Origin of the sequence: Pseudomonas sp. GM80, from assembly GCF_000282515.1 — a bacterium.
Taxonomy (GTDB): Bacteria; Pseudomonadota; Gammaproteobacteria; order Pseudomonadales; family Pseudomonadaceae; genus Aquipseudomonas.
The window spans coordinates 35,470-57,449 of record NZ_AKJD01000052.1 but is presented as its reverse complement, the minus strand read 5'-3'; the positions used below and the strand labels follow the sequence as shown (position 1 = coordinate 57,449).

Genomic DNA, 21,980 nt, shown 5'->3' with positions numbered 1-21,980 from the left:
GAGGTAACCTGCTGTAAATACGAAAAAAAGGAGCGCGCAGCAGCGAGTCCGTGCACGCGGCGCGCAGCCTGGAAAAACTAAAACATCGGGGCGTGGGTGTCTGACATGGGAAGCGGGGACAAGCCGCCCTGCCCATTAGCCGTAGCGCCTCGCTAACCCCTGTAGGAGCTGCCGAAGGCTGCGATCTTTTGATCTTGTTTTTAAAAGCAGATCAAAAGATCGCAGCCTGCGGCAGCTCCTACAGGGAGAGGTCAGAGGCGGCGTTTGCGGTTGAGGTTGGGGATGGTGGTCTGGGCGATCTCGACCTGCCTGGCCTGCCGCGAGGTCTGGGCCGCCAGCGCGGCCAGTGTCGGCTGGCTGAACAGCGTCCGCGCATCGACATGCAGCCCGGCCAGACGCATGCGCGCAACCAGACTCACCGCCAGCAACGAATGCCCGCCCAGCTCGAAGAAGTTGTCGTCGCGCCCGACCTGCTCGACCTTGAGCACCTGCGCCCAGATCTGCGCCAAAGCCGTTTCAACGTCCCCTTCGGGTGCCGCATAAGGCCGACTGAGCAGTGCCTCCGCCCCCGGTTCCGGCAAGGCCTTGCGATCAATTTTGTCGTTGGGCGTCAACGGCAGCGCCGCCAGCAGCACGTAAGCGCCGGGCACCATGAACTCCGGCAACCGCGCCAACACATGCGCGCGCAACGCTTCAAGCGTCGGAGCAGCCAGCCCGGCACGGACGCTGTAATAAGCCACCAGTCGCTCATCGCGCACCAGTACTACCGCCTCACGAATGGCCGAGTGTTCGAGCAGACGCGCTTCAATCTCGCCCAGCTCAAGACGAACCCCGCGCAGCTTGACCTGGAAGTCATTGCGCCCGAGGAACTGGAGATTGCCGTCAGCGCCGTAACGCACCAGATCCCCGGTGCGATACAAACGATCACCCGCCACGAACGGGCTGTCGATAAAACGCTCGGCCTGCAGTTGTGGCAGTCCCAGATAGCCGCGCGCCACGCCCACTCCGCCAATGTGCAAATGCCCGCTGACGCCAAGCGGCACCGGTTGATCGCAGCCATCAAGCACATACAGCCGCGTGTTGCTCAGGGCCTTGCCGATCGGCACCAGTGTCGGCGGCAGCGGCTCGCCGGGCTCCAGGGTCCAGCCGCTGCTGTCGACCGTGGTTTCGGTCGGCCCGTAGACGTTGTGCAGGCGCACCCACGGCAGGCGTTCACGCACTTGCCGGGCCAGCGCGACGGTCAACTCGCCGCCACCGTTGAGCACGTCGGTGAGGCTGGTGCACTGGCTGACGTCGTCCTGTTCGATGAACTGCTGCAACAGCGCCGGGACGAACTTGACCACCGTGATGTTCTGCTCGCGGATCACTTGCGTCACATACGCCGAATCGCGATTGCCATCGGCGCGCGCAAGGACCAGGCGCATGCCCGAACACAGCGGCCAGAAAATCTCCCACACCGAACTGTCGAAACTGTACGGGGCCTTTTGCAGCAACGCGCCGTGTTCAGTCGGCGGCGCCAGTTGCGAGCCCCAGTGCACCATGTTGCAGGCGCTGCGGTGCTCGATCATCACGCCCTTCGGCGTGCCCGTGGAGCCGGAGGTGTAGATCATGTAGGCCAGATTGGTCGCGCCGAGACCCGGCACCTGCGGATTGTCGTGCGGCTGCTCCTGCCAGGCGCCGAGGTCGAGATCGATCAGCGGCACGCCGGGTTCGCCGAGCAGATCGCGCGTCGCGGCATGCACCAGCAGCGCGACCGGCGCACTGTCCTGCAGCATGTAGTTCAGCCGTTGCAGCGGGTAATCCGGATCGAGCGGCACATACGCACCGCCAGCCTTGAGAATGCCCAGCAGACCGACCACCAGTTCCAGCCCGCGCTCGACGCAAATCGCTACCCGCGAATCAGGCTGAACGCCCAGCCCGCGCAGATGATGGGCCAAGCGGTTGGCTTGCTCGTTCAGTTCGCGATAGGTCAGGCACTTCTCGGCGAATTGCACCGCAATGGCATCCGGCTTGCGCAGAACCTGTTGTTCGAACAGCGCCTGCAGCGGCTGATCCATCGGGCAATCGACTGTCGTATCGTTGAACTCGATCAGCAGCTGTTGCAGCTCCTCTTGCGGCAGCAACGGCAGACTGCTCAACGGCCGTTGCGGGGTAGTTTCCAACGCCTCGACCAAACCGTTCAAAGCGGCCTGCACGTAAGCGCAAATCCGCTGCGCGCCAATGCTCGACAAGGTTCTGCTGGTCAGCCGCAAACCGCTGCCGAAGTCATCGACACTCAAGGTAAACGGGTAATTGGTGCGTTCCTCGTTGGCCAACGTTTCGATGCCCTGCCAGGTTTGCCGGGAGGTGTCTTGCTCGACATCATCGCTGTGCCGGTAGTTGAGCAAGGCGCTGAACAGCGGCGCGGGTGCGGCGACGCCACTGCAACGCTGGGCCAGCGCCAGAGAAGCGTGCTCATGGCCGAGCAAAGCACTCAGCCGGGCGTGGGTGGATTTCACCGCGCTGCGCGCGCCTTCGCCGACATCGACCCGCAGCGGCAAGGTGTTGATGAACACCCCCAGCGCACGGTCGGCCCCCGCGCCACCCTGCATGCGGCCCATCAGCACCGTGCCGAACACCACACTTTGCTGGCCGGACGTCGCCGCCAGCACCTGCGCCCAAGCGAGGTGGATCAGGCTGGCAACGCTCACGCCGGCCACACGCGCCTGTTGTTGCAGGCGCTGGTAAAGGTCGCTCGCCAGGGTTTGCTCGGCTTCTTCGATGTTGCTGCCGTCGCCCTGGACGTTCTGCAAAGCGAACGGCAAGGTCGGTTCGTCGATGTCGCCGAGCATCTGCCGAAAGAACTGTTCATGCTCCTGCTCGCTGACGCCGAATCGCGTTTGCGCCACATAGTTGCGGTACGGCACCGGTGCTGCCAGCGGTTCGCCGTGCCCGGACAGGCTGGCGTGAATTTCTTCGCGCATTGCCTCCAGTGCGACGTGATCCATCGCCAGATGATGGAATAGCAAAATGCCGACCACGCGGTTATGTGCGGGATCGCGGGCAAACATCAGGCGCAGCAGTGGAGCCTGACTCACATCGAGGCGATAGCGCCGCGCGTCAAAACGCTCGTGCAATTGATCGATGATCGCGCCGTGAGCAGGATCCAGTTCGACCTCCTGCACCGGCAAAATCGCCTCGCGCCACACCACTTGCACCGGTGATGTCAGCCCTTCCCAGACCACGGCCGTGCGCAGGATGTCGTGGCGCGCCATGACCTGACGCAACGCAGCGGCGAAGGCCTCGACCCGCTCGATGCTGTCGAACGCCAGCAGTGATTGCAGCAGGTACGGATCGCCCTGTGCGGCGGTGATGTGGTGATAGAGAATGCCTTCCTGCAACGGCGCCAACGGGTAGATGTCCTGCACATTGGCGGCACCGCCTGGCACGGTTGCGACGATACGCTCGATCATCGCCTGATCCAGTTGCACCAATGGCAACAGGTCCGGCGTGATGTGCGTGCAATCGGCGGCAATGCGGTTGGCCGGCACCTCGACTTCACGGCCGCTGCCCTCCGCCGCGGCCAACGCGGCCAGAGTCGGTTGGTTGAACAGCACCCGAACGTCGCTGCTCATGCCGATCTGACGCATGCGTTCGATCAGGCCGACGGCCAGCAACGAGTGGCCGCCCAGCTCAAAGAAATGATCGTGACGCCCTACCCGCTCGACCTGCAGGACTTCGGCCCAGATCTGCGCCAAAGCGATTTCGACATCACCCTGTGGCGCCTCGTATTCGCGACGGATCAACGCTTCCGGCCCCGGTGGCGGCAGGGCCTGGCGGTCAAGCTTGCCGTTGGCGGTCAGGGGCAGACTCGCCAGACGAACGTAAGCGGCCGGCAACATGGCGGCTGGCAAGCGCGAGGTCAGGTGCGCATGCAGTTGCAGGATGTCCAGCGATTGACGTTCGGTGAACCACGCCAACAGCTGGCCGTCACGCACCAACACCACGGCTTCCTGCACCGCTTCATGGCTGGCGAGTGCCGCTTCGATTTCACCCAACTCGACACGCACCCCACGGACTTTGACTTGGTCATCGTTGCGGCCGACGTACTCAAGGTTGCCGTCGGCGCGCCAACGGGCGAGATCGCCGGTGCGGTACATGCGCGCGCCTGGCAGTGCGCTGAACGGGTCGTCGAGGAAGCGTTCGGCCGTCAACTGCGGGCGATTCAGATAACCCCGGGCCACCCCGGCGCCACCGACATACAGCTCGCCGATGATGCCGATCGGCAGTGGGCGCTGCTGATCATCGAGCAAATAAGCCGTGGCATTACTCACCGGTTTGCCGATGTGCAACGTCTGCCCCGGCATGATCAGTCCTGAGGTGGCGACCACCGTGGCTTCGGTCGGGCCATAGTTGTTGATCACCGCAAAACCCTGCGCGCGGTTGAACTGGCGCAGGCGATCACCGCCGATCAGCAAGGTGCGCAAGGTCGGATGATCGAGTTGTTTGCTGAAGGCGTATTCGGCGACCGGCGTGGGCAAGAAGCTGACATCCAGCGGCTGCGCCCGCCACCACGCCAGCAGCGCATCGATGTCTTCGCTGCCGTCGGATGCCGGTGAAAAATGCACCGTTGCGCCGGCACACAGCGCCGGCCAGACCTCCCACGCCATCGCGTCAAAACCGAACCCGGCCAGGCTCGACGTGTGCAGCCCCGGGCCGAGACCAAATGCCGCGCAGTGCCAGTCGACCAGATTGCACAAGGTGCGGTGTTCGACCATCACGCCTTTGGGCAACCCGGTTGAGCCGGAGGTGTAAATCACATAAGCGAGGTTATTCGTGGTCAACCCCGGCACCTCGGGATTGGTGACGCTGTCGAGCGCCCACTCGCGCCGATCAAGCTCTATCACTGGCAGCGCTGTGGCGGGCAAACGCTCGCGCACATCACTTTGCGTCAGCAGCGCCACCGGAGCGCTGTCGCTGAGCAGATAACTCAGGCGCTCGGGTGGATGCGCCGGGTCGATCGGCACATAAGCGGCGCCAGCCTTGAGAATCGCCAGCAGCCCGACCAAGGTTTCCAGGCCTCTGCGGGCGACAATCGCCACCCGGTCATCGGGCCGTACGCCGAGGCCCAGCAGATGATGGGCCAGCGCATTGGCTTGCCGGTTCAGTTCGGCGTAACTCAGCGACCGCCCCTGATAAGTCGCGACCACGGCGTCCGGCTGTTCGGCCACGCGCGACTCGAAGCGTTGATGAATTGTCCGGGTTTGCGGATAGCTGACTCGGGTGTCATTCCACTCATTCAACCGGGCGAGTTCTGCCGGGCTGTTCAGGTTGAAATCGGCGACGATCCGCTCAGGAGACTCCAGGCCTTGCTCCAGGATCAGCAACAAGTGCTCGGTGAACGACGCGATCTCGTCAGCCGTGAAATAGCCTGGCGAATACACCAGATGCAGCCAGGCCTTGTCGTTGTACCGGTTGCTGCGCAGGTGAATGGCCAGCGGTGTCGCTTCGTGCTGGTTGGAGACCTTGACCACGTGCCCCGGTGCGTCGCCGTAACGGTAGTCATGGTCGTCCTGCTCGTAGGACACCGACAGTTCGAACAGCTGCGAACGGTCTTCGCGCAACAGGCCCAGCGCGCGGTTCATCTCGCTCAGCGGGTAGCGCTGATGACGGAAATCCTGCTTGAGGCCATCGCCGATTGCCTTGATCAATTCGCCAAAGGGCAACGCTCGGCCAAAGCCCATGCGCATTGCGCTGACCTGGGTGAACAGGCCCAGTGTGCTTTTGAAACGGGCACCGGAGCGATTGAGAATCGGCAAGCCGACCACCCACTCGTCGCGTTGCGCGGTGCGACTGAAATACACGTGCAGCGCCGCCAGCAACACATGAAACGCCGAGCCGCGCAACTGCCGCGCCGTGTCTTTCATGCGCTCGTGCAACGGGGTCGGAAACGCCTCGACATGGATGCGACCGGGCGCCGCTTCAGGGTCAAGGGGTTCGTGATGACGGGGGGTCAACAAGGGCTCGGGGACGCTGCGGTATTTGTCCAGCCAGTAGCGTTGATCAAGCTCATAGCGCGGTGATTGCTGGTAACGCGCGTCATCCTCGATGAAGCCGACATAGGACGGCGCTGCCACCCCTGATTGCTCGCCACGGCATAACGCGCTGTAGATTTCGCCCACCGACTTGAACAGCAGGCCGAACCCCCAGCCATCAATAATCAGATGGTGCGCCTGTGCCGCCAACCAGTGACGATTGTGATCGAGGCGAATCAGACAGAAGCGGAACAACGCCTGCCCGTTCAACGTGTAAGGCTGGGCCATCTGCTGTTCGACCAACGCCTGTGCCGCCGACTGTGGATCGCGCTGTTCACTGAAATCATGCAACGGCATAACCACCGGCAGCGCCCGCGCAAATCCCTGCAACGGCAACCCATCGTCACTGACGTCGCAGAGCAGAATCGTGCGCAAGGCATCGTTGCCTGCAACCAGTTGCTCAAGCGCCGAATGCAGCAACAACGGATCCAGCGGCCCGCTCAGTTCGACATAACCGCCAATGTTATACAGCGGCGAATCTCCGCGACTCAGTTGGTCCAGCCAGATATCCCGTTGGGCGGCAGTCAGCGGGAATGTCTCGACAGGCACGGACAGATCGTCCACCACGTTGGCAGAAGTAGGCTGCATAAGATCCTTCTCATGTGATTTTGCCGGTATTCAAGCATCGGCCCTGACGCCGACATGACACCTGAAACCCGGACATCACTGCGCGCTTGGGCGTCCATCGACCTGATTGGCCTGACTGGCGCAGGTATTGTCGAAAAATTCGGAGAGGAAATACTGAAAAGCTTGTAGGAAAAGAGCCACACACCAGCGCTGCCATTTGCCCGCGCGCTGTTGAGCCGCGATCACGCCGCACCCGGTTTTACGGGCTCGGACGTGACCGAGCGGTCACCTCCCGCCTGTCGACAGCCCCAGCCCCCGTCAGAACCCCGGCGCCAATCTTCAGAAATAGTGGCACTTTGTGTCCCTGTTTTCCCCTACAGACGTAGGACAAAGCCATGGGCTTAAATCCCGCCTCAGATCATGTTCAAGGAGAAATGACTGCGTGGGCGGCTTTTGCATAGACGGCGGACGATTCAGCGACGGCTCTGAACCAGGGATGACAAGGATATGAATCTGACCGGCAGTATTCGCAACATGGAAAACCCGCATTTTTATTGGCAACTGGGCGAACTGATTGCCAGCACCGGTAACGTTCACTTCGCCACGAACATGTTCCAGTTGGTCGACACGCTGGTGCCGGTCAACCGGGTCGATCTCAGCGAGTGGACGCTGGACGAGCGACAGGCCAGCGTCGTCGAGATCAAGGCACTGGGCAGTGCCGGATTGCCGCAGACCTTGCCGCCGCCGGATCCGCTGGAGCGCCCGGACGATCATCCGCTGCTGGAAAAGATGATCGAAATGAACGACTCGCTGTTGATTCAATTGAGAGCTTCGCTGCAATCGCAACACCCCTCGCACAGTGCTCATCAATGCAATCTGGTCTCGCGCACTTCCAACCGGCGCTGCGTCATTTCATTTTACCGACCGCGCACCCAGCGGGTGTTTTCCCTCCCGGAACTGTCGTTTCTCAAGAGTCTCTCCGACACCCTGCTGCCGCTGATCGAACGCCATGCGCAGATCAGTCGGCAAACTCTCGCCAGGCAACCGCGCCAACCTTTGGCCGAACTGGATCAGGCGCCGCTGGCGCAGGTGTTTGACGAGCGTCTCGGGGTGAACGGGATTGTTCTGTCAGCGCGCGAGAAAGAGGTGTGTCTGGGCTTATTGACCGGCGGCACCGTGCCGCAGATGGCGGAAAAACTGCGGGTCAAGAACAGCTCGATCGAGACTTACCTCAAACGCGCCGCGGCGAAACTGGGAGTCAGCGGCCGGCATGGGCTGGCGAAATGGATGGCCGGGGCCTGAGCCGGTTCAAAATCCCCCACTGACTTCACCCCCCCCCTGTAGGAGCTGCGGCACGCTGCGATCTTTTGATCCTGCTTTGTTAAAAACCAGATCAACAGATCGCAGCGTGCCGCAGCTCCTACAGGGGGGAGTGTCTGGCTTATGGGTTGTTCACTACAAGCATCTGCTCTTTCTTGAACGAGGCTGTTCGATGTCGACGTTGCGATTTTCTCTGCTGTCCATGGCCATGCTGATGGCCGGCTGCTCCCTGATTCCTGACTACCAGCGGCCCGCAGCCCCCATTGCCGCGCAATACCCGACGCCGACGCCGACGCTGGCCTCGGCCAGCACTGAAGACTGGCGCACGCTGTTCAACGATCCGGCGCTGCAACAACTCATCGCAAGCGCCTTGGTCAACAACCGCGACCTGCGCGTCGCGGCGCTCAATGTCGAAGCGTTCCAGGCGCAATACCGCATTCAACGGGCCGACCTGTACCCGGCGGTGTCGGCCAATGCCAGCGAATCACGCCAGCGCATGCCGCCGAGCGTGACCCAAGGCAAAGCGCTGATCAATTCGACCTACGCGGTCAACCTTGGCATCAGTGCCTACGAGCTGGACTTCTTCGGGCGGGTGCGCAGCCTCAGCCAACAGGCGCTGCAAACCTGGCTGGCGACCGAGCAGGCGCGGCGCAGTGCGCAGTTGAGTCTGGTGGCGAACGTTGCCAACGCTTACCTGACCTGGCGCGCCGATCAGGAACTGCTGGAGTTGACCCGCGACACCCTCGCCGCCGACGAGCAGAGCCTGCACCTGACCACGCGCAACCGCGAGGCCGGCAAATCTTCGGCACTGGAACAGGCTCAGGCGCAAACCAGCGTCGACAGTTCACGGGCCAACCTGGCGCGCTATCAGCGCCAGGTCGCGCAGGACCTGAACAGCCTGACCTTGCTGGTCGGTACGCCGGTGTCGGCGTCCTTGCCCGGGCAACCACTGGCCAGCGATCTGGTCGAGCAACTGCCGGCCGGCTTGCCCTCGGACTTGCTGCAACGACGCCCGGACATTCTCCAGGCCGAATACAAACTCAAAGCCGCCAACGCCAATATTGGCGCGGCGCGCGCGGCGTTTTTCCCCAGTGTCAGCCTGACAGCGAACGCTGGCACTTCGAGCCGCGACCTCTCCGGGCTGTTTGCGGGCGGTTCTGGCGCCTGGACTTTTCAGCCACAAATCAGCCTGCCAATCTTCAACGCCGGCAGCCTGCGCGCAAGCCTCGATTATTCAAAATTGCAGAAAGACGTCGCTGTCGCCGAATACGAAAAATCGATTCAAACGGCATTTCAGGAAGTCGCCGACGGGCTCGCGGCGCGTGCCACCTATCAGCAGCAATTGCAGGCGCAACGCGATCTGGTTGCGGCCACGCAAACCTATTACAACCTCGCGCAGAACCGTTACAAGAACGGCGTCGACAGTAGCCTGACGTTCCTCGATGCGCAGCGTTCGCTGTTCAGTTCGCAGCAAGGTCTGATCACCGACCGCCTCGCGCAACTGGTGGCCGAGGTCAACCTGTACACCGCGCTGGGCGGCGGCTGGCGGGGCGATGAATCGCGCGTGCAGTGAGCCTACGTCACTTTTTCTTACACCTTTTGTCGCCCTATCCCACACCGCATGGCGATCCGCAGCCGTCGTCTGGTCTCAGTTTGGTATCATGCGCCGCTTTTACGGTTAACCCCCCGCCAGTCCTGTCGACTGACGGGCTGCAAAAGGCGGTATTAGATGACGGCTTTGTTGACTCGCCGCAAGGTGCTTGCGGGAATGGGCGTACTCGGGCTCGGCCTGCTCGCCGGCTGCGACACCCGCGGCCAACTGTCGTACAAGTACGGCAAGGATCTGAGTAACAAGATAATGGGGCGCACCTTCAAACTGAAGAACACCGATGGCGAAACCATGACGCTGTCGAGCTTTCGCGGCATGATGCCGATGGTGTTTTTCGGCTTCACCCAGTGCCCGGCAGTCTGCCCGACCACCCTCGCCCGCGCGGCAAAAATCAAGAAGCTGATGGGCGCCGATGGCGACCGCTTGCAGGTGATTTTCATCAGCCTCGATCCCGAGCGCGACACGCCGGAAATCCTCGACGCCTACATGAAAGCCTTCGATCCGACCTTCGTTGCGCTGTACGGCACGCTTGAGGAAACCGCGGCCACCGCCAAGGAATTCGACGTGTTCTACGAGAAAGTCCCGGCCGGCGACACCTACACCATCTCGCATACCGCCACCAGTTACGTTTACGACTCCAACGGCGGTCTGCGCCTGGGTCTGTCCACTTCGCTTTCGGCAGAACAATGCACGGAAGATTTGCTTACTGTTATGGAGGTTTGCTGATGCACCCTGTTCTGAACCACATCAAACGCGCCGCACTGACCCTGTCGCTGATGGGCCTGGCGTTCCAGGCGTCGGCCCAGACCAAAGTCGACGACGCCTGGGTCCGCGCCACGGTGCCGACCCAGACCGCCAGCGGCGCATTCATGACCCTCACCGCCGACAGCGACAGCAAACTGCTCAGCGTCGCCACGCCGGTGGCCAAAGACGTGCAAATTCACGAAATGACCATGAAGAACGACGTCATGAGCATGGGCCCGGTGAAATTCGTCGAGCTGCCGGCCGGCAAAGCCGTCAAGCTTGATCCGAACGGCTACCACGTGATGCTGATGGGCCTGACCGGTCAACTGAAAGAAGGCGAAAGCGTGCCGCTGACCCTGACCGTCGAGAACGCCAAGGGCGAGAAAGAAACCATCGAGGTCAAAGCCCCGGTGCGCGCGCTGACCAACATGGAAGGTCACGATCACAGCAAAATGCACTGATCTGACTGACTGAAACACCCGCGGGGCGGCATGATTAACGATCATGCCGCCCCGTTTTTTTGCGCTGATGGAAAGCGTGCTTTACATCGGGAAATTCTTCGGCGAGGATGTAAAGGGTCTTTTACACAGGAAGTGAAGCATGAACCGTTACTACCTCGAAATGGGCGCCGCATTGGTTCTCTATGTGCTGGTGTTGAGCCTTTCCCTGATCGCCAGCCAACCCCTGCTGGACGCCAACATTTTTCTGCGATCCTTGGTGGCTCTGGCCCCGGTCATTCCGGCAGGCCTGATGTGTTGGGCCATCGTGCGCAACATGCGGCGCATGGATGAAATGCATCTGCGCATCCAGTTCGAAGCCCTCGGTTTTGCCTTCGCCGCCTCGGCACTGCTGACCTTCAGTTATGGCTTTCTGGAAAACGTCGGCGCGCCGCACATTCCGTGGACATGCGTGTGGCCGGTGATGGGTCTGATGTGGATTGTTGGTCTGCAGATTGCGCGACGCCGCTACCAATGAAAAACCGTCTGAAGGAACTGCGCGCTGAGCGTAAGTGGTCACAGGTCGATCTGGCGGAACGCCTGAACGTGTCGCGCCAGACCATCAATGCGATCGAAAACGAACGCTACGACCCAAGCTTGCCGCTGGCATTCCAGATTGCCCGCGCGTTCGAAATGCCCATAGAAAGCATCTTCAACGACGGTGAAGCCTGACCCGATCCCCCTGTAGGAGTTGCGGCACGCTGCGATCTTTTGATTTTGTTTTTTAAAAGCAGGATCAAAAGATCGCAGCGTGCCGCAGCTCCTACAGGATTTGATGTCAGTGGGCGATGCACACGGATTTTAGTTCGGTGTAGGCCTCGATCACCGTCCTGCCAAACTCTCGCCCCATCCCGGATTGCTTGACCCCGCCAAACGGCATTGCCGGGTCGAGCAGCACGTGCGCGTTGACCCACACCGTGCCCGCTTCAATACGCGGCACCAGGTTCATCGCTTTGCTCAAATCATTGGTCCACAAACTCGCCGCCAAGCCATACGGATTGTCATTGGCCAGTTCGATCATCGTGTCTTCATCGTCAAACGCAATCACCGCCAACACCGGACCGAACACTTCTTCACGGGCCACGGCCATGCTGTGATCAACGTCCGCCAACACCGTCGGCTGCACGTAAAAACCCTCACCCTCGAGCAACTCACCGCCACACACCACCCGCGCGCCTTCGCGCTTGGCCAGTTCGATGTGCTTGAGCACGCTCTGTTGCTGCTTGCGTGACACCAACGGATTGATCGCTGCCTCGCAGTTCATTCCCGCGCCAATCGGCATCGCCGAAACCACTGCCGCGAGACCTTCGACAAACTGGTCGTGAATCGACCGATGCACATAGAAGCGCGACGCGGCCGCACACACCTGACCGTTGTTCAGCAAGCCACCGAGAATCGCGCCTTGAATGGCTTTCTCAATGTCGGCATCAGCCAGCAGAATCATCGGGTTCTTGCCACCCAGTTCCAGCGCAAAACGGGTCATGTTGGCCATGCACGCCACGCCAACGGTTTTACCCACTGCAGTCGAGCCAGTGAACGACACCTTGCTCACCAACGGATGCGCCGTCAACGCACCACCGACCGAAGCACCGCTACCCGTGACCACGTTAAAAACGCCCGGCGGAATACCCGCCTCCAGTGCCAATTCAGCCAGACGCATTGCGGTCAGCGGGGTTTCCATCGCCGGTTTGATCACCACCGTGCAACCGGTGGCCAGCGCCGGCATCAACTTCCACGCGGCGATCATCAATGGAAAATTCCACGGCACGATGCCGACCACCACACCCACCGGCTCACGCTTGGCGAAGGTAGTGAATTTTGTTCCCGGCGGTAGCGGAATCGACACGTCAAAGGTCTGCCCTTCGATCTTGGTCGCCCAGCCGGACATGTAGCGCATGAACTCCACGGTGGCGTTGACGTCCAGCGCGCGGGCCATGTTGATCGACTTGCCCTGGCTGAGGGTTTCCAGTTGCGCCAGCTCTTCGCCGTGCTCCTCAACCAGGCGGGTGAAATTCAGCAAGATGCGCTCGCGATCGGCCGGGCGCAGCCCCGACCACACGCCAGACTTGAACGCGGCATGCGAAGACTGCACCGCGCGCTCGACCAGTTCGGTCGGCGCATCGAGGGTTTCGCACAAGATCTGGCCGGTGGCCGGATCGACCACGGCAATCGTCGGCCCGTCAGCGAATTGCCACTGGCCATCGATAAAGCAGCCATGTCGACGATCAATGAACGCCGCGACTTGCGGCAGCATTGCAACGTTGCTCATAAAGCCTCCTTGGATTTGAGGAAACACACCACGGCCTCACGGTCATCTTTCGAGGCCAGCCCCATGTAGGGCATGTAAGTGCCAGGCACGTAGGCCTGGGGTTGGGTGATCAGTTCGGCGATGGTCTCGGCCTGCCAGGTGACGTCTTTGCTGCGCATCGCCTGGGAATAGCTGAAGCCTGCCAGCGAACCGGACTTGCGCCCGATCACGCCGTTGAGGTTGGGCCCCATCATGCCGCTGACGTCTTTTTTAACCGCGTGGCAGACGCCGCATTCGGTATTGAAAATTTGTGCGCCGTGGGATGAATCCGCCGCGCAATCGGCGGCAACGGCGGCTTGGGCGAGTGTCAGAGAAAACAACGAAGCACATGCAAATCTGAGCAGGGACATAGAAGACACATCCAAAAAATCAGTGAATACACGTATCCACTGTAGGAGTGAGCCTGCTCGCGATGACGTCATCACATGCAACATCAGTGTTGGCTGACACACCGCTATCGCGAGCAGGCTCACTCCTACAAGGGGATTTGTGTTGCCAGTTAGCTGATGGGATTGTCTGACCTGCCGCCAAAGCAGGTTTTGCCCTGCCTGCCAGTCGTGTTGGCAAGGCTGCCAATTGCGACTGGCACAGACACACAAGCACTTGGCAGACACAGCAATTCCCCGGTTTCGCCGCAGAGGCAGAATCCACTGGCACCCACTTTTCAGGGCACCAGTCAGGGAGTCCCCCTTCAATGCGAACCAACCGGATCACCGTACCGTCAGCGCTGGGCTTGAGCCTGCTGATGCTCGGCTTGAACAGCGCCCATGCCGATCTGCCGCCCGACACCATCGGCCAGACCACGCTGGCGTTCCCGCCCGAAGCGCACCGCGCTTATGTGGTCGACGTCGAATTCGAAAGTTTCGTGATGGGCCGCGTCACCGTGGTCGATCCCGACAAGCAGAAAATCCTCGGCATGGTGCCGACCGGTTTTGCCGCGCCATCGGCCCTGAGCCATGACCGCAAAACCCTGTACAGCGCCGACTTGTTCTACTCGCGCGGCACTCGCGGCACCCGCACCGACGTGCTCACCGCGTGGGACACCTCGACGCTGTCGCCGTCCTGGGAAGTGGTGATTCCAAGCAAACGCGCCGAATCCCTGACCCAGCGCTACGGCCTGAAACCGAGCGGCGATGACCGCTTCGTGTACGTCTACAACTTCACCCCATCGACCTCGGTGACCGTGGTCGACACCCAGTCCCACGCAGTCAGCAGCGAAATCGCCATCCCTGGTTGCGTGCTCAATTACCCGGTCGGCAACCGCCGCTTCGCCTCGCTGTGCGGCGACGGCAGCCTGCAAGTGGTCACCCTCAATGATCAGGGCCAGGAAACCGCGCGCAGCCGCACGCCGTTCTTCGACCCGAATGCAGAGAAGCTCAACGAGCGCGCGGTCAACGTCGGCGACACTTACTACTTCGTTACCACCACCGGCACCGTGCGCCCGGTCGACTTTGCCGGCGACGCGCCGAAGATTCTGCCGTCGTGGTCGCTGGTCAACGATGCCGAAAAGAAAACCGGTTGGGCTCCTGGCGGCTGGCAGTTGATGGCGGTCGCACCGAAGCTCGATCGTTTGTACGTGCTGATGCATGACGCCCATGAAGCGATGAAGTGGGAAGACCCGAGCACGCTGATCTGGGCGTTCGATATCAAGACCGGCAAGAAGGTCGCGACCCTCGAAGCACCGACACCGGTCTGGAGCCTGCAAGCCACTGGCGACGACAAACCGTTGCTGCTCGGCGCTGACGTCGAGGGCGGTTTGCAGGTCTTCGATCTGAGCACCAACAAGCTTCAATCGAGCATGCCGAAAGTTGCGAAAACCGCGACGCAAGTCATGAGCTACTGAGGAGGTTCAGTCATGACCCTTGACCCGATTTTCATCATCGCCAGTGCGCTGGCCGTCGCCGTGCTGCTGGCCAGCGCGGCGACGCACAAGTTGCGCGCACCGGGGCGGTTTGCCCGGCAACTTGCGGACTATCAGTTGCTGCCTGAAGCGTTGGTGCGACCGATTGGCCGAGTGATTCCGTTGCTGGAATTGCTCATCGCTTTTGCCCTGCTGGTGCCGTTCAGCCGCGCGATCGCAGCGGTCAGCGCAGCGGTGTTGATCGCGCTGTACGCCGCGGCTATCGGCATCAACCTGTGGCGCGGTCGCCGCGACATCGACTGCGGCTGTGCCGGGCAGGATCAAGCGCAACCGTTGCGCCCGATTCTGCTGGCGCGCAACGCGGTGTTGGTGGCTTTGGCGTTACTGGCGACCAGCACTCCGATCGTTCGCGACCTGGGTTTCTTCGACGGTTTTGTCACCGTCGCCGCCAGTGCTGTTGCGCTGCTGATCTACGCCGCCGCCGACGGCTTGCTGGCCAACTCCCCTCTTCTGCTCAAATTGATTGGTAGGTGATTTATGCAAGGTCTGATGATTTCCAACGTGCTGTTGTGGGTGTTGCTGATTGCGCTGGCGTTCGCGGTGATGGGCCTGGTTCGGCAGATCGGCGTGCTGCACGGGCGCATTGCTCCGGCCGGTGCGCTGATGGTCGATAAGGGTGTGGCGGTCAACGAAGCGGCGCCGCAAGTCACCGCGGCTGATCGCCACGGTCGCCCGGTCAACTTCGGTTATGCCGGCGAGAAGAACCAGTTGCTGTTCTTCCTCTCGCCGACCTGCCCGATCTGCAAATCGCTGCTGCCGGCGATCAAATCCATCGCCAAGCAACAAGCCGATCGCCTCGACGTGGTGTTTATCAGCGACGGCGACATGGACGCCCAGCAAGCGCTGATCCGCGAACACAAACTCGACGACATGACCTACGTGGTCGGCCCGGAAGTCGGCATGACCTACCAGATCGGCAAGCTGCCGTACGCGGCGCTGATCGACAAATCCGGCACCTTGCGCGCCAAAGGTCTGGTCAATTCCCGCGAGCATCTCGACAGCCTGTTCGAGGTTGAACACCTGCACAGCGCCACGCTGCAGGAATACCTCAACAGCCAGCCGCAGCCGCATGACCACAGTCACGGCCATAGCCACAGCCACTGAGCAGGGAGACGATTATGAAACTGCTGGATCTGCTCTTTGAGCGCTCGACCCGCCGTGTGGCTGACACCACGTCGCGACGCAAACTGCTGGCGCGCATGGGCTCGCTGATGGTCGCCGGCGCCGCACTGCCGCTGCTGTTACCGCTAGATCGCACCAGCAAGGCGCTGGCGGCGGACAATCCCAAAGCGGGCGATCCGGGTGATCCGAACAGCTGCGACTACTGGCGTTACTGCTCGATTGACGGCTTTCTGTGCAGTTGCTGCGGCGGCTCAGTGACCTCGTGCCCACCCGGCACCGAAGCCTCGCAAGTGACCTGGATCGGCACCTGCCGCAACCCGGCGGACGGCAAGGATTACATCATTTCGTACAACGATTGCTGCGGTAAGCAGAGCTGCGCGCAGTGCGCGTGTACGCGCAACGACAGCGAAGAACCGGCGTACCGGCCGTTCAACAACAACGACGTGAACTGGTGCCTGGCGGCGAAATCGCACATCTACCACTGCACGGTTTCGATTATTCGCGGCGTCGCCGTCTGACTTGATCACCAAAAACCCCTGTAGGAGCTGCCGCAGGCTGCGATCATTTGACGTTGTTTTTAGATCAAGATCAAAAGATCGCAGCCTTCGGCAGCTCCTACCGGGGGAATTTTCAGGGGGTGTTATGCGTCATTTGTTCGTGATGGGTCTGGCTTTGGTGTTGGCCGCACCAGCGGTTTACGCCCGGGCCATTCCCAACCCCAATCAGCGGCATGCGCCGGGTAATGAATCGCCGCAAACGCCCATCGCCCAGGCGGGTTACAGCGTCGGCGTGAACTACCAATTGCAATGCGCCGGCTGCCATTTGCCCGACGGCACCGGCTCAGCCGCCAACGACACACCGCGCCTGACCGGTTTTGTCGGCAACTTCCTGAAGGTGCCCGGTGGCCGGGAGTTTCTGGTGCGCGTGCCGGGTATGTCGCAGTCAGCGCTGAACAACGCGCAACTGGCCGACCTGCTCAATTGGCTGATTCGCGAGGACGGCATGGCCGGTAAAAGCACACCCGCGCACTATCAGCCGTACAGCGCTGACGAGATTGCGCAGTTGCGCCACGAAACCATGCTCAACCTGCCGGGCACCCGCGCAGAGCTGATCAAAGCCATGCGCGCGCAAGGCATCGCCATCGACGACGGCATGCACTACTGAGCCTCAGGTGTGCTGCCTGCGGTACTCCCCCGGCGCAATGCCGAATCGTGATTTGAATGCCGTGGAAAAATGGCTCGAATCGGAAAAGCCCCAGGAATAACCGAACACCGAGAGCTTCTGCTCAGCCCCGGCTTGGCGCAGCGATTCGGCGCACAAATCCAGTCGCCGATTCTTGATGTAGCGCGCCACCACCAGACCCTTTTTTGCAAAGATCCGGTACAGCCCGCGCACCGACATCCCGACTTCTCGCGCAAGCCATTCCGGACAGAGTTCTTCGCAGCGAATGTGCTCGTCGATACACGCCAAGGTCTTCTGAAAGATCCGCTCATGCAGATCACTGCAATCTTCGCTGTGGCTGATCGCCGGGCGCAGCAGGCTGACAATCGCCTCCAGCGTCGCTTCGCTTTCGCTCAGGCTAAGGTTCTTCTGCCGCGTCGCGTCGAGAATCAAATGGTGCGAGAGCATGGCCATCGGCGAACTCGCCGGGATGCGGTGGCCGCACTTGACCTGATTGAAGCGCAGGGTCTTCTCGACCAGGTGCGTCGGCAGGATCAGCGACAGTTGCCGCGAGTTTTCGTGGTAAGTGAAATCGCTCGGGCGCGAGGCGTCGATCAGGGTGATGTCGCCCGCCGAGAGCAGCGCTTTGTTGTCGCCCTGAGCCATGCCCGCCGAGCCTTCGAGCTGGAACACGGCAAAATATTTACCGCCCTCGCCGGCAGCGATTTCCGTCGGCGTGCGATACAGCCGCGCTTGGCAGGCGTCGACAAAACTCAGCTTGAGCGCACCGCTTTGGTACTCGCGAATGCGCCCGGAGAAATCGGCGCCGAGGGTTTGCGCGTTGAAGGCGCCACAGATCTGATTGATCTGATGGATCCATTGATCGAAGCCGTCACGGCGTTGTGCAGTTGAAGAAATCATGTCTGGCCTCACGCAGGCTTGTTTTTATTATCTACGTCAATCCAAGCGTTCTTCCTGAACAGTGCGGCTCCCTCGTTGTGGAGCTTATTTCAAGCCGCCAAAACGTCGATAGAAACTCTCGCCGACATCCGGCAACGGCCCGTCAGCGGTTTCCAGCGCAGTGTTCAGCCACTCTTCGGCCTTGGCGTAGATCAATCGGTAAATGTTGCGGCACAACTGGCGGGCAGCGCGGCCTTCCCAATCGCCGGGGAGCAATTCGTCAGGCAGTTGCGGGTCGCGCAGCAACAGTTTGCGGTATTCATGAATAAGCAGAAGACGTGCCATGAAGCAGTCGGCCGGCAGCAGGTTTTCCTGCTCGCGCAGTGCTTGCCAGAGCGGTCGGAACAATTGGATGAACTCGCTGTAATGCGCCGCCAGTTCCTCGATGTTCCAGCTCTCGCGCACCTGTGCACGCAGGGCTTTGGAGGCCAATACGTCTTGCGCGGTGGTTTCGAAAACGATGGTGTCTTCGAGCGCGCCGAGGTCTTGCAGCGTCGCGTTGACGTCGGCGCGATCACTGCGCGGGCACGCCAGTACGGCCGGAGAAATCGCACCAAAACCTTGCCACTCGAGTTCTTCGCGCACTTGCTTGCGCTTGTCCTGGCTCAATTGCGTGAGCATCGCCAGGCACCACGAACCGTCCCACGCCGGCACGGTTGAGCTGTACACGCGCTTGAAGGCCTTATCGAAGCGTCGGCGCCCGGTGCCGGTGAGGCTGTAGTAACTGCGGCGGCCGACTTTTTCGGCGGTCAGCCAGCCTTCTTTGGTCAGACGAAAAATCGAGGTGCGGATCAGCCGTTCGTTGATGCCGATCGGTTCGAGCAACTGGATCAGACTGCCCAGCCACACCGTGCCGCCATGGGGCTCGATGGCATCCCCGTACAACGTGATGATCAAGGAACTGGCGCGGATCGGCGTCTGCTCCTGGAAACGGGTGATGAGGTGGTTCAAAGGTGTCAGCGATGACATGGGCGTACCGGACAATGAAAAAGGAAGGAATATACCGAATCAAAACCTGTAGGAGTGAACCCTGTGGTGAGGGGATTTATCCCCGATGGGTTGCGCAGCGACCCTGAAGATTTTGGGGCCGCTGCGCAGCCCAACGGGGATAAATCCCCTCGCCACAAAGGCTCCACCTCACAGGGATGCTTTTGGGCGCAAGCCGCTGTCGCTGATCCGCGGGCGATCCGCTTCAGGTTCGCTCAGCGGTTCGCACACCTGCATCTGCGTCAGGCAACGCTGGGCCAGCGCCTGATACTCGCGAGTACCGGCCTGTTTCCACGCCACTTCCTGATCGCTCAATTCGCGCTTGATACTCGCCGGTGCGCCCATCACCAATGACTGTTCCGGGCATTCAAATCCTGCTTTGACGAACGCCGCCGCCGAGACAAACGAGCGTGCACCAATTCGTGCGTTGTCCATCACCACCGCATTCATCCCGACCAGCGCATCAGCGCCGATCCGGCAACCGTGCAACACCGCGCCGTGGCCGATATGGCCGTTGCACTCGACCACCGTGTCGCTGTCGGGAAAGCCGTGCATCACGCAGGTGTCCTGCAAATTAGCGCCCTCTTCCAGCACGATGCGGCCGAAGTCGCCGCGCAAACTCGCCAGCGGCCCGACATAACAATGCGGGCCGATGATCACGTCGCCGATCAACACCGCTGACGGATGCACATAGGCCGAAGGGTCAACCACCGGGGTCAGTCCATCAAGGCTGTAACAGGTCATCGCAGGCTCCTTTGGTGGACGTTGTGCGGTGAGATACGCAAAGCGATGCGTAAACAGGCTTGATTTGTATCACATCATTTCGATGCAGTGAAGCATGAAAAGCGTATCGCTTTTGCCGAACACCGTTCTTCGGCATTCAGCGATCAAGCAAATCAAATAATATCCGTTCTATATCAATCTATTATCCAATTACATCGAACAACCAGAAACGTGATTTAAATTTTACCGGCCTACCTTTAAGACACATTAATCACATTTCAATCTTGCATTTACGTATCACGTTAAGCCTATACTCCGGCAAAACCGACGCCTGACGTCGAACCAACAACAAGCCGGCACTAGCCGAGCGTGCTCCGTGAGGGCCTTTGCCATGCCTCAAACACTGGCCGTTGAACAGTTGCAAGCTGTGCGCCTGATCACCCTGCAACGTCCGCAGGCCTTGAATGCCCTTAATACCGAACTGCTCGGCGAACTCGCCGCTGAACTGAGCGCCGCCGAAGCCGACCCCGACACCCGCGCCGTGGTGCTGACCGGCAGCCGCAAAGCCTTCGCCGCCGGCGCCGACATCAAGGAAATGGCCGAGCGCGATCTGGTCGGCATCCTCAATGACCCGCGCCAAGCCTCGTGGCAAACCATCACCCGCTTCAGCAAGCCGCTGATCGCCGCCGTCAACGGCTTCGCCCTCGGTGGCGGCTGTGAGCTGGCGATGCACGCCGACATCCTGATTGCCGGCGAAGACGCGCGTTTCGGTCAGCCGGAAATCAACCTCGGGATCATGCCCGGCGCTGGTGGCACCCAACGTTTGCTGCGTGCCGTGGGTAAATCCCTGGCGATGCAAATGGTGCTCACCGGCGAAGCCATCGACGCCCGCCACGCCCTGCGCGCCGGTCTGGTCAGCGAAATCACCCAGCCGGAATTCACCGTCGAACGCGCCGTGCAGATCGCCCACGCCATCGCCGCGAAAGCGCCATTGGCCGTGCGTCTGGCCAAGGAAGCGCTGCTCAAGGCGATGGACACCGATTTGGCCAGCGGCCTGCGTTTCGAGCGCCACGCCTTTACGTTGCTGGCCGGCACCGCCGACCGCGATGAAGGCATCCGCGCCTTTCAAGACAAGCGTGCGCCGCAGTTTCGCGGCCAGTAATCGAATCGAACGATCTCCCGGAGAGCCTTGCCCATGAACTTCGAACACATCCTGTTTTCCATCGAGGCCGGCGTCGCCCTGCTCAGCCTCAACCGGCCCGAGCAACTGAACAGCTTCAACACCGCCATGCACCTGGAGGTCAAAGAAGCGCTGAAGCAGGTGCGGCAAAACCCTGAAGTGCGAGTGCTGCTGCTGACTGGTGAAGGTCGCGGCTTCTGCGCCGGGCAAGACCTCAGCGACCGCAACGTCGCGCCGGGCACCGAGGCGCCGGATCTCGGCGTATCGATCGAAACCTTCTACAACCCGCTGATCCGCCAGTTGCGCGATCTGCCGATGCCGGTGATTTGCGCGGTCAACGGCGTTGCGGCCGGGGCCGGGGCGAACATTCCGCTGGCCTGCGATCTGGTGCTGGCAGCGCGTTCGGCGAGCTTCATTCAGGCGTTCTGCAAAATCGGCCTGATCCCGGATTCCGGCGGCACCTGGACGTTGCCGCGACTGGTCGGCATGGCCCGCGCCAAAGCCCTGGCCTTGCTCGGCAACCGTTTGAGCGCCGAACAGGCCGAGCAATGGGGGCTGATCTACCGCTGCGTCGACGATGCGCAATTGCGCGACGAAGCCCTGACCCTCGCCCGCCACCTGGCCACGCAACCGACTTACGGTCTGGCGCTGATCAAACGCAGCCTCAACGCCAGCCTCAGCAACACCTTCGATGAACAGCTTGAGCTGGAGCGCGACCTGCAACGGCTGGCCGGGCGCAGCGAGGATTACCGCGAAGGCGTCAGCGCCTTCATGGACAAACGCACCCCAGCGTTCAAGGGTCGCTGA

19 protein-coding genes are annotated in these 21,980 nt (G+C 61.2%); 13 read left to right on the top strand and 6 right to left on the bottom strand.

What is annotated here, in order from left to right; all coding sequences use genetic code 11:
• Window positions 1–251: 251 nt before the first annotated feature.
• On the bottom strand, window positions 252–6,662 hold the full coding sequence (locus PMI37_RS07785; RefSeq protein ID WP_008079655.1) for a non-ribosomal peptide synthetase: 6,411 nt from the start codon (window positions 6,660–6,662) through the stop codon (window positions 252–254).
• Between the two features lie 486 nt (window positions 6,663–7,148).
• On the opposite strand from PMI37_RS07785, the gene PMI37_RS07780 reads away from it, so the two are divergent.
• The 6 genes from PMI37_RS07780 (at window position 7,149) to PMI37_RS07755 (ending at window position 11,483) form a co-directional block, all read left to right on the top strand.
• Window positions 7,149–7,943, top strand: coding sequence for a helix-turn-helix transcriptional regulator (locus PMI37_RS07780; protein ID WP_008079654.1), 795 nt, complete (start codon window positions 7,149–7,151; stop codon window positions 7,941–7,943).
• A 190-nt stretch (window positions 7,944–8,133) separates the two neighbouring features.
• On the top strand, window positions 8,134–9,534 hold the full coding sequence (locus PMI37_RS07775; RefSeq protein WP_008079653.1) for an efflux transporter outer membrane subunit: 1,401 nt from the start codon (window positions 8,134–8,136) through the stop codon (window positions 9,532–9,534).
• A 156-nt stretch (window positions 9,535–9,690) separates the two neighbouring features.
• On the top strand, window positions 9,691–10,296 hold the full coding sequence (locus PMI37_RS07770; protein ID WP_008079652.1) for an SCO family protein: 606 nt from the start codon (window positions 9,691–9,693) through the stop codon (window positions 10,294–10,296).
• Window positions 10,296–10,775: a copper chaperone PCu(A)C gene (locus PMI37_RS07765; RefSeq protein WP_008079651.1), complete on the top strand. Its 480-nt coding sequence runs from the start codon at window positions 10,296–10,298 to the stop codon at window positions 10,773–10,775. Before PMI37_RS07770 ends, PMI37_RS07765 begins: the two co-directional genes overlap by 1 nt.
• Before the next feature lie 139 nt (window positions 10,776–10,914).
• A complete protein-coding gene (locus PMI37_RS07760; RefSeq protein WP_008079650.1) occupies window positions 10,915–11,289 on the top strand; it encodes a hypothetical protein in 375 nt (124 codons plus the stop codon).
• Window positions 11,286–11,483 carry a helix-turn-helix transcriptional regulator gene (locus tag PMI37_RS07755; RefSeq protein ID WP_008079647.1) on the top strand — a complete coding sequence of 66 codons (198 nt, stop codon included), beginning with the start codon at window positions 11,286–11,288 and terminating at the stop codon, window positions 11,481–11,483. The genes PMI37_RS07760 and PMI37_RS07755 overlap by 4 nt, the downstream gene beginning before the upstream one ends.
• 106 nt (window positions 11,484–11,589) lie before the next feature.
• Here PMI37_RS07755 and PMI37_RS07750 read toward each other — a convergent pair whose 3' ends face one another.
• Together PMI37_RS07750 and PMI37_RS07745 are read right to left on the bottom strand one after the other, a co-directional pair.
• Entirely contained in the window at window positions 11,590–13,080 is a 1,491-nt protein-coding gene (locus PMI37_RS07750; protein ID WP_008079645.1) for an aldehyde dehydrogenase family protein, read from the bottom strand.
• The gene (locus PMI37_RS07745; RefSeq protein WP_008079644.1) at window positions 13,077–13,469 is read right to left on the bottom strand and encodes a c-type cytochrome; all 393 of its coding nucleotides are present in this window, start codon (window positions 13,467–13,469) and stop codon (window positions 13,077–13,079) included. The genes PMI37_RS07750 and PMI37_RS07745 overlap by 4 nt, the downstream gene beginning before the upstream one ends.
• A 344-nt stretch (window positions 13,470–13,813) precedes the next feature.
• Here PMI37_RS07745 and PMI37_RS07740 point away from each other — a divergent pair, with 344 nt between their 5' ends.
• The 5 genes from PMI37_RS07740 (at window position 13,814) to PMI37_RS07720 (ending at window position 17,326) form a co-directional block, all read left to right on the top strand.
• Window positions 13,814–14,962, top strand: coding sequence for an amine dehydrogenase large subunit (locus PMI37_RS07740; RefSeq protein WP_008079643.1), 1,149 nt, complete (start codon window positions 13,814–13,816; stop codon window positions 14,960–14,962).
• 12 nt (window positions 14,963–14,974) lie between these two features.
• The gene (locus PMI37_RS07735; RefSeq protein ID WP_008079642.1) at window positions 14,975–15,514 is read left to right on the top strand and encodes a MauE/DoxX family redox-associated membrane protein; all 540 of its coding nucleotides are present in this window, start codon (window positions 14,975–14,977) and stop codon (window positions 15,512–15,514) included.
• Between the two features lie 3 nt (window positions 15,515–15,517).
• Complete coding sequence (gene mauD, locus PMI37_RS07730) at window positions 15,518–16,144, top strand: methylamine dehydrogenase accessory protein MauD (RefSeq protein WP_008079641.1); 627 nt, start codon at window positions 15,518–15,520, stop codon at window positions 16,142–16,144.
• Window positions 16,145–16,158: 14 nt separating this feature from the next.
• On the top strand, window positions 16,159–16,680 hold the full coding sequence (locus PMI37_RS07725) for a methylamine dehydrogenase light chain (RefSeq protein ID WP_008079640.1): 522 nt from the start codon (window positions 16,159–16,161) through the stop codon (window positions 16,678–16,680).
• A 124-nt stretch (window positions 16,681–16,804) separates the two neighbouring features.
• A complete protein-coding gene (locus PMI37_RS07720; protein WP_008079639.1) occupies window positions 16,805–17,326 on the top strand; it encodes a c-type cytochrome in 522 nt (173 codons plus the stop codon).
• 3 nt (window positions 17,327–17,329) lie between these two features.
• On the opposite strand, the gene feaR is transcribed toward PMI37_RS07720, so the two are convergent.
• From feaR to paaY, 3 genes are all read right to left on the bottom strand, one after another.
• Window positions 17,330–18,244, bottom strand: a complete 915-nt coding sequence (gene feaR / locus PMI37_RS07715; protein ID WP_008079638.1) for a transcriptional regulator FeaR — start codon at window positions 18,242–18,244, stop codon at window positions 17,330–17,332.
• 84 nt (window positions 18,245–18,328) lie between these two features.
• Window positions 18,329–19,252: a phenylacetic acid degradation operon negative regulatory protein PaaX gene (gene paaX / locus PMI37_RS07710; protein ID WP_008079637.1), complete on the bottom strand. Its 924-nt coding sequence runs from the start codon at window positions 19,250–19,252 to the stop codon at window positions 18,329–18,331.
• A gap of 168 nt (window positions 19,253–19,420) precedes the next feature.
• Window positions 19,421–20,014, bottom strand: coding sequence for a phenylacetic acid degradation protein PaaY (gene paaY / locus PMI37_RS07705; RefSeq protein WP_008079636.1), 594 nt, complete (start codon window positions 20,012–20,014; stop codon window positions 19,421–19,423).
• Window positions 20,015–20,384: 370 nt separating this feature from the next.
• Here paaY and paaF point away from each other — a divergent pair, with 370 nt between their 5' ends.
• Together paaF and paaG are read left to right on the top strand one after the other, a co-directional pair.
• Window positions 20,385–21,155 (top strand): 2,3-dehydroadipyl-CoA hydratase PaaF, encoded by a 771-nt coding sequence (paaF, locus tag PMI37_RS07700; protein ID WP_008079635.1) that lies wholly within the window; start codon window positions 20,385–20,387, stop codon window positions 21,153–21,155.
• 33 nt (window positions 21,156–21,188) lie between these two features.
• Window positions 21,189–21,980 (top strand): 2-(1,2-epoxy-1,2-dihydrophenyl)acetyl-CoA isomerase PaaG, encoded by a 792-nt coding sequence (gene paaG / locus PMI37_RS07695; protein WP_008079634.1) that lies wholly within the window; start codon window positions 21,189–21,191, stop codon window positions 21,978–21,980.

Excerpts from the sequence above, each read along its gene's own strand:
- paaX (WP_008079637.1), bottom strand. The coding sequence starts at position 19,252 with ATGTCATCGCTGACACCTTTGAACCACCTCATCACCCGTTTCCAGGAG.
- PMI37_RS07725 (WP_008079640.1), top strand. The coding sequence starts at position 16,159 with ATGAAACTGCTGGATCTGCTCTTTGAGCGCTCGACCCGCCGTGTGGCT.
- feaR (WP_008079638.1), bottom strand. The coding sequence starts at position 18,244 with ATGATTTCTTCAACTGCACAACGCCGTGACGGCTTCGATCAATGGATC.
- PMI37_RS07770 (WP_008079652.1), top strand. The coding sequence starts at position 9,691 with ATGACGGCTTTGTTGACTCGCCGCAAGGTGCTTGCGGGAATGGGCGTA.
- PMI37_RS07745 (WP_008079644.1), bottom strand. The coding sequence starts at position 13,469 with ATGTCCCTGCTCAGATTTGCATGTGCTTCGTTGTTTTCTCTGACACTC.
- paaG (WP_008079634.1), top strand. The coding sequence starts at position 21,189 with ATGAACTTCGAACACATCCTGTTTTCCATCGAGGCCGGCGTCGCCCTG.
- PMI37_RS07735 (WP_008079642.1), top strand. The coding sequence starts at position 14,975 with ATGACCCTTGACCCGATTTTCATCATCGCCAGTGCGCTGGCCGTCGCC.
- PMI37_RS07775 (WP_008079653.1), top strand. The coding sequence starts at position 8,134 with ATGTCGACGTTGCGATTTTCTCTGCTGTCCATGGCCATGCTGATGGCC.
- paaF (WP_008079635.1), top strand. The coding sequence starts at position 20,385 with ATGCCTCAAACACTGGCCGTTGAACAGTTGCAAGCTGTGCGCCTGATC.
- PMI37_RS07740 (WP_008079643.1), top strand. The coding sequence starts at position 13,814 with ATGCGAACCAACCGGATCACCGTACCGTCAGCGCTGGGCTTGAGCCTG.
- PMI37_RS07780 (WP_008079654.1), top strand. The coding sequence starts at position 7,149 with ATGAATCTGACCGGCAGTATTCGCAACATGGAAAACCCGCATTTTTAT.
- PMI37_RS07765 (WP_008079651.1), top strand. The coding sequence starts at position 10,296 with ATGCACCCTGTTCTGAACCACATCAAACGCGCCGCACTGACCCTGTCG.
- PMI37_RS07720 (WP_008079639.1), top strand. The coding sequence starts at position 16,805 with ATGCGTCATTTGTTCGTGATGGGTCTGGCTTTGGTGTTGGCCGCACCA.
- PMI37_RS07760 (WP_008079650.1), top strand. The coding sequence starts at position 10,915 with ATGAACCGTTACTACCTCGAAATGGGCGCCGCATTGGTTCTCTATGTG.
- PMI37_RS07750 (WP_008079645.1), bottom strand. The coding sequence starts at position 13,080 with ATGAGCAACGTTGCAATGCTGCCGCAAGTCGCGGCGTTCATTGATCGT.
- mauD (WP_008079641.1), top strand. The coding sequence starts at position 15,518 with ATGCAAGGTCTGATGATTTCCAACGTGCTGTTGTGGGTGTTGCTGATT.
- paaY (WP_008079636.1), bottom strand. The coding sequence starts at position 20,014 with ATGACCTGTTACAGCCTTGATGGACTGACCCCGGTGGTTGACCCTTCG.
- PMI37_RS07755 (WP_008079647.1), top strand. The coding sequence starts at position 11,286 with ATGAAAAACCGTCTGAAGGAACTGCGCGCTGAGCGTAAGTGGTCACAG.
- PMI37_RS07785 (WP_008079655.1), bottom strand. The coding sequence starts at position 6,662 with ATGCAGCCTACTTCTGCCAACGTGGTGGACGATCTGTCCGTGCCTGTC.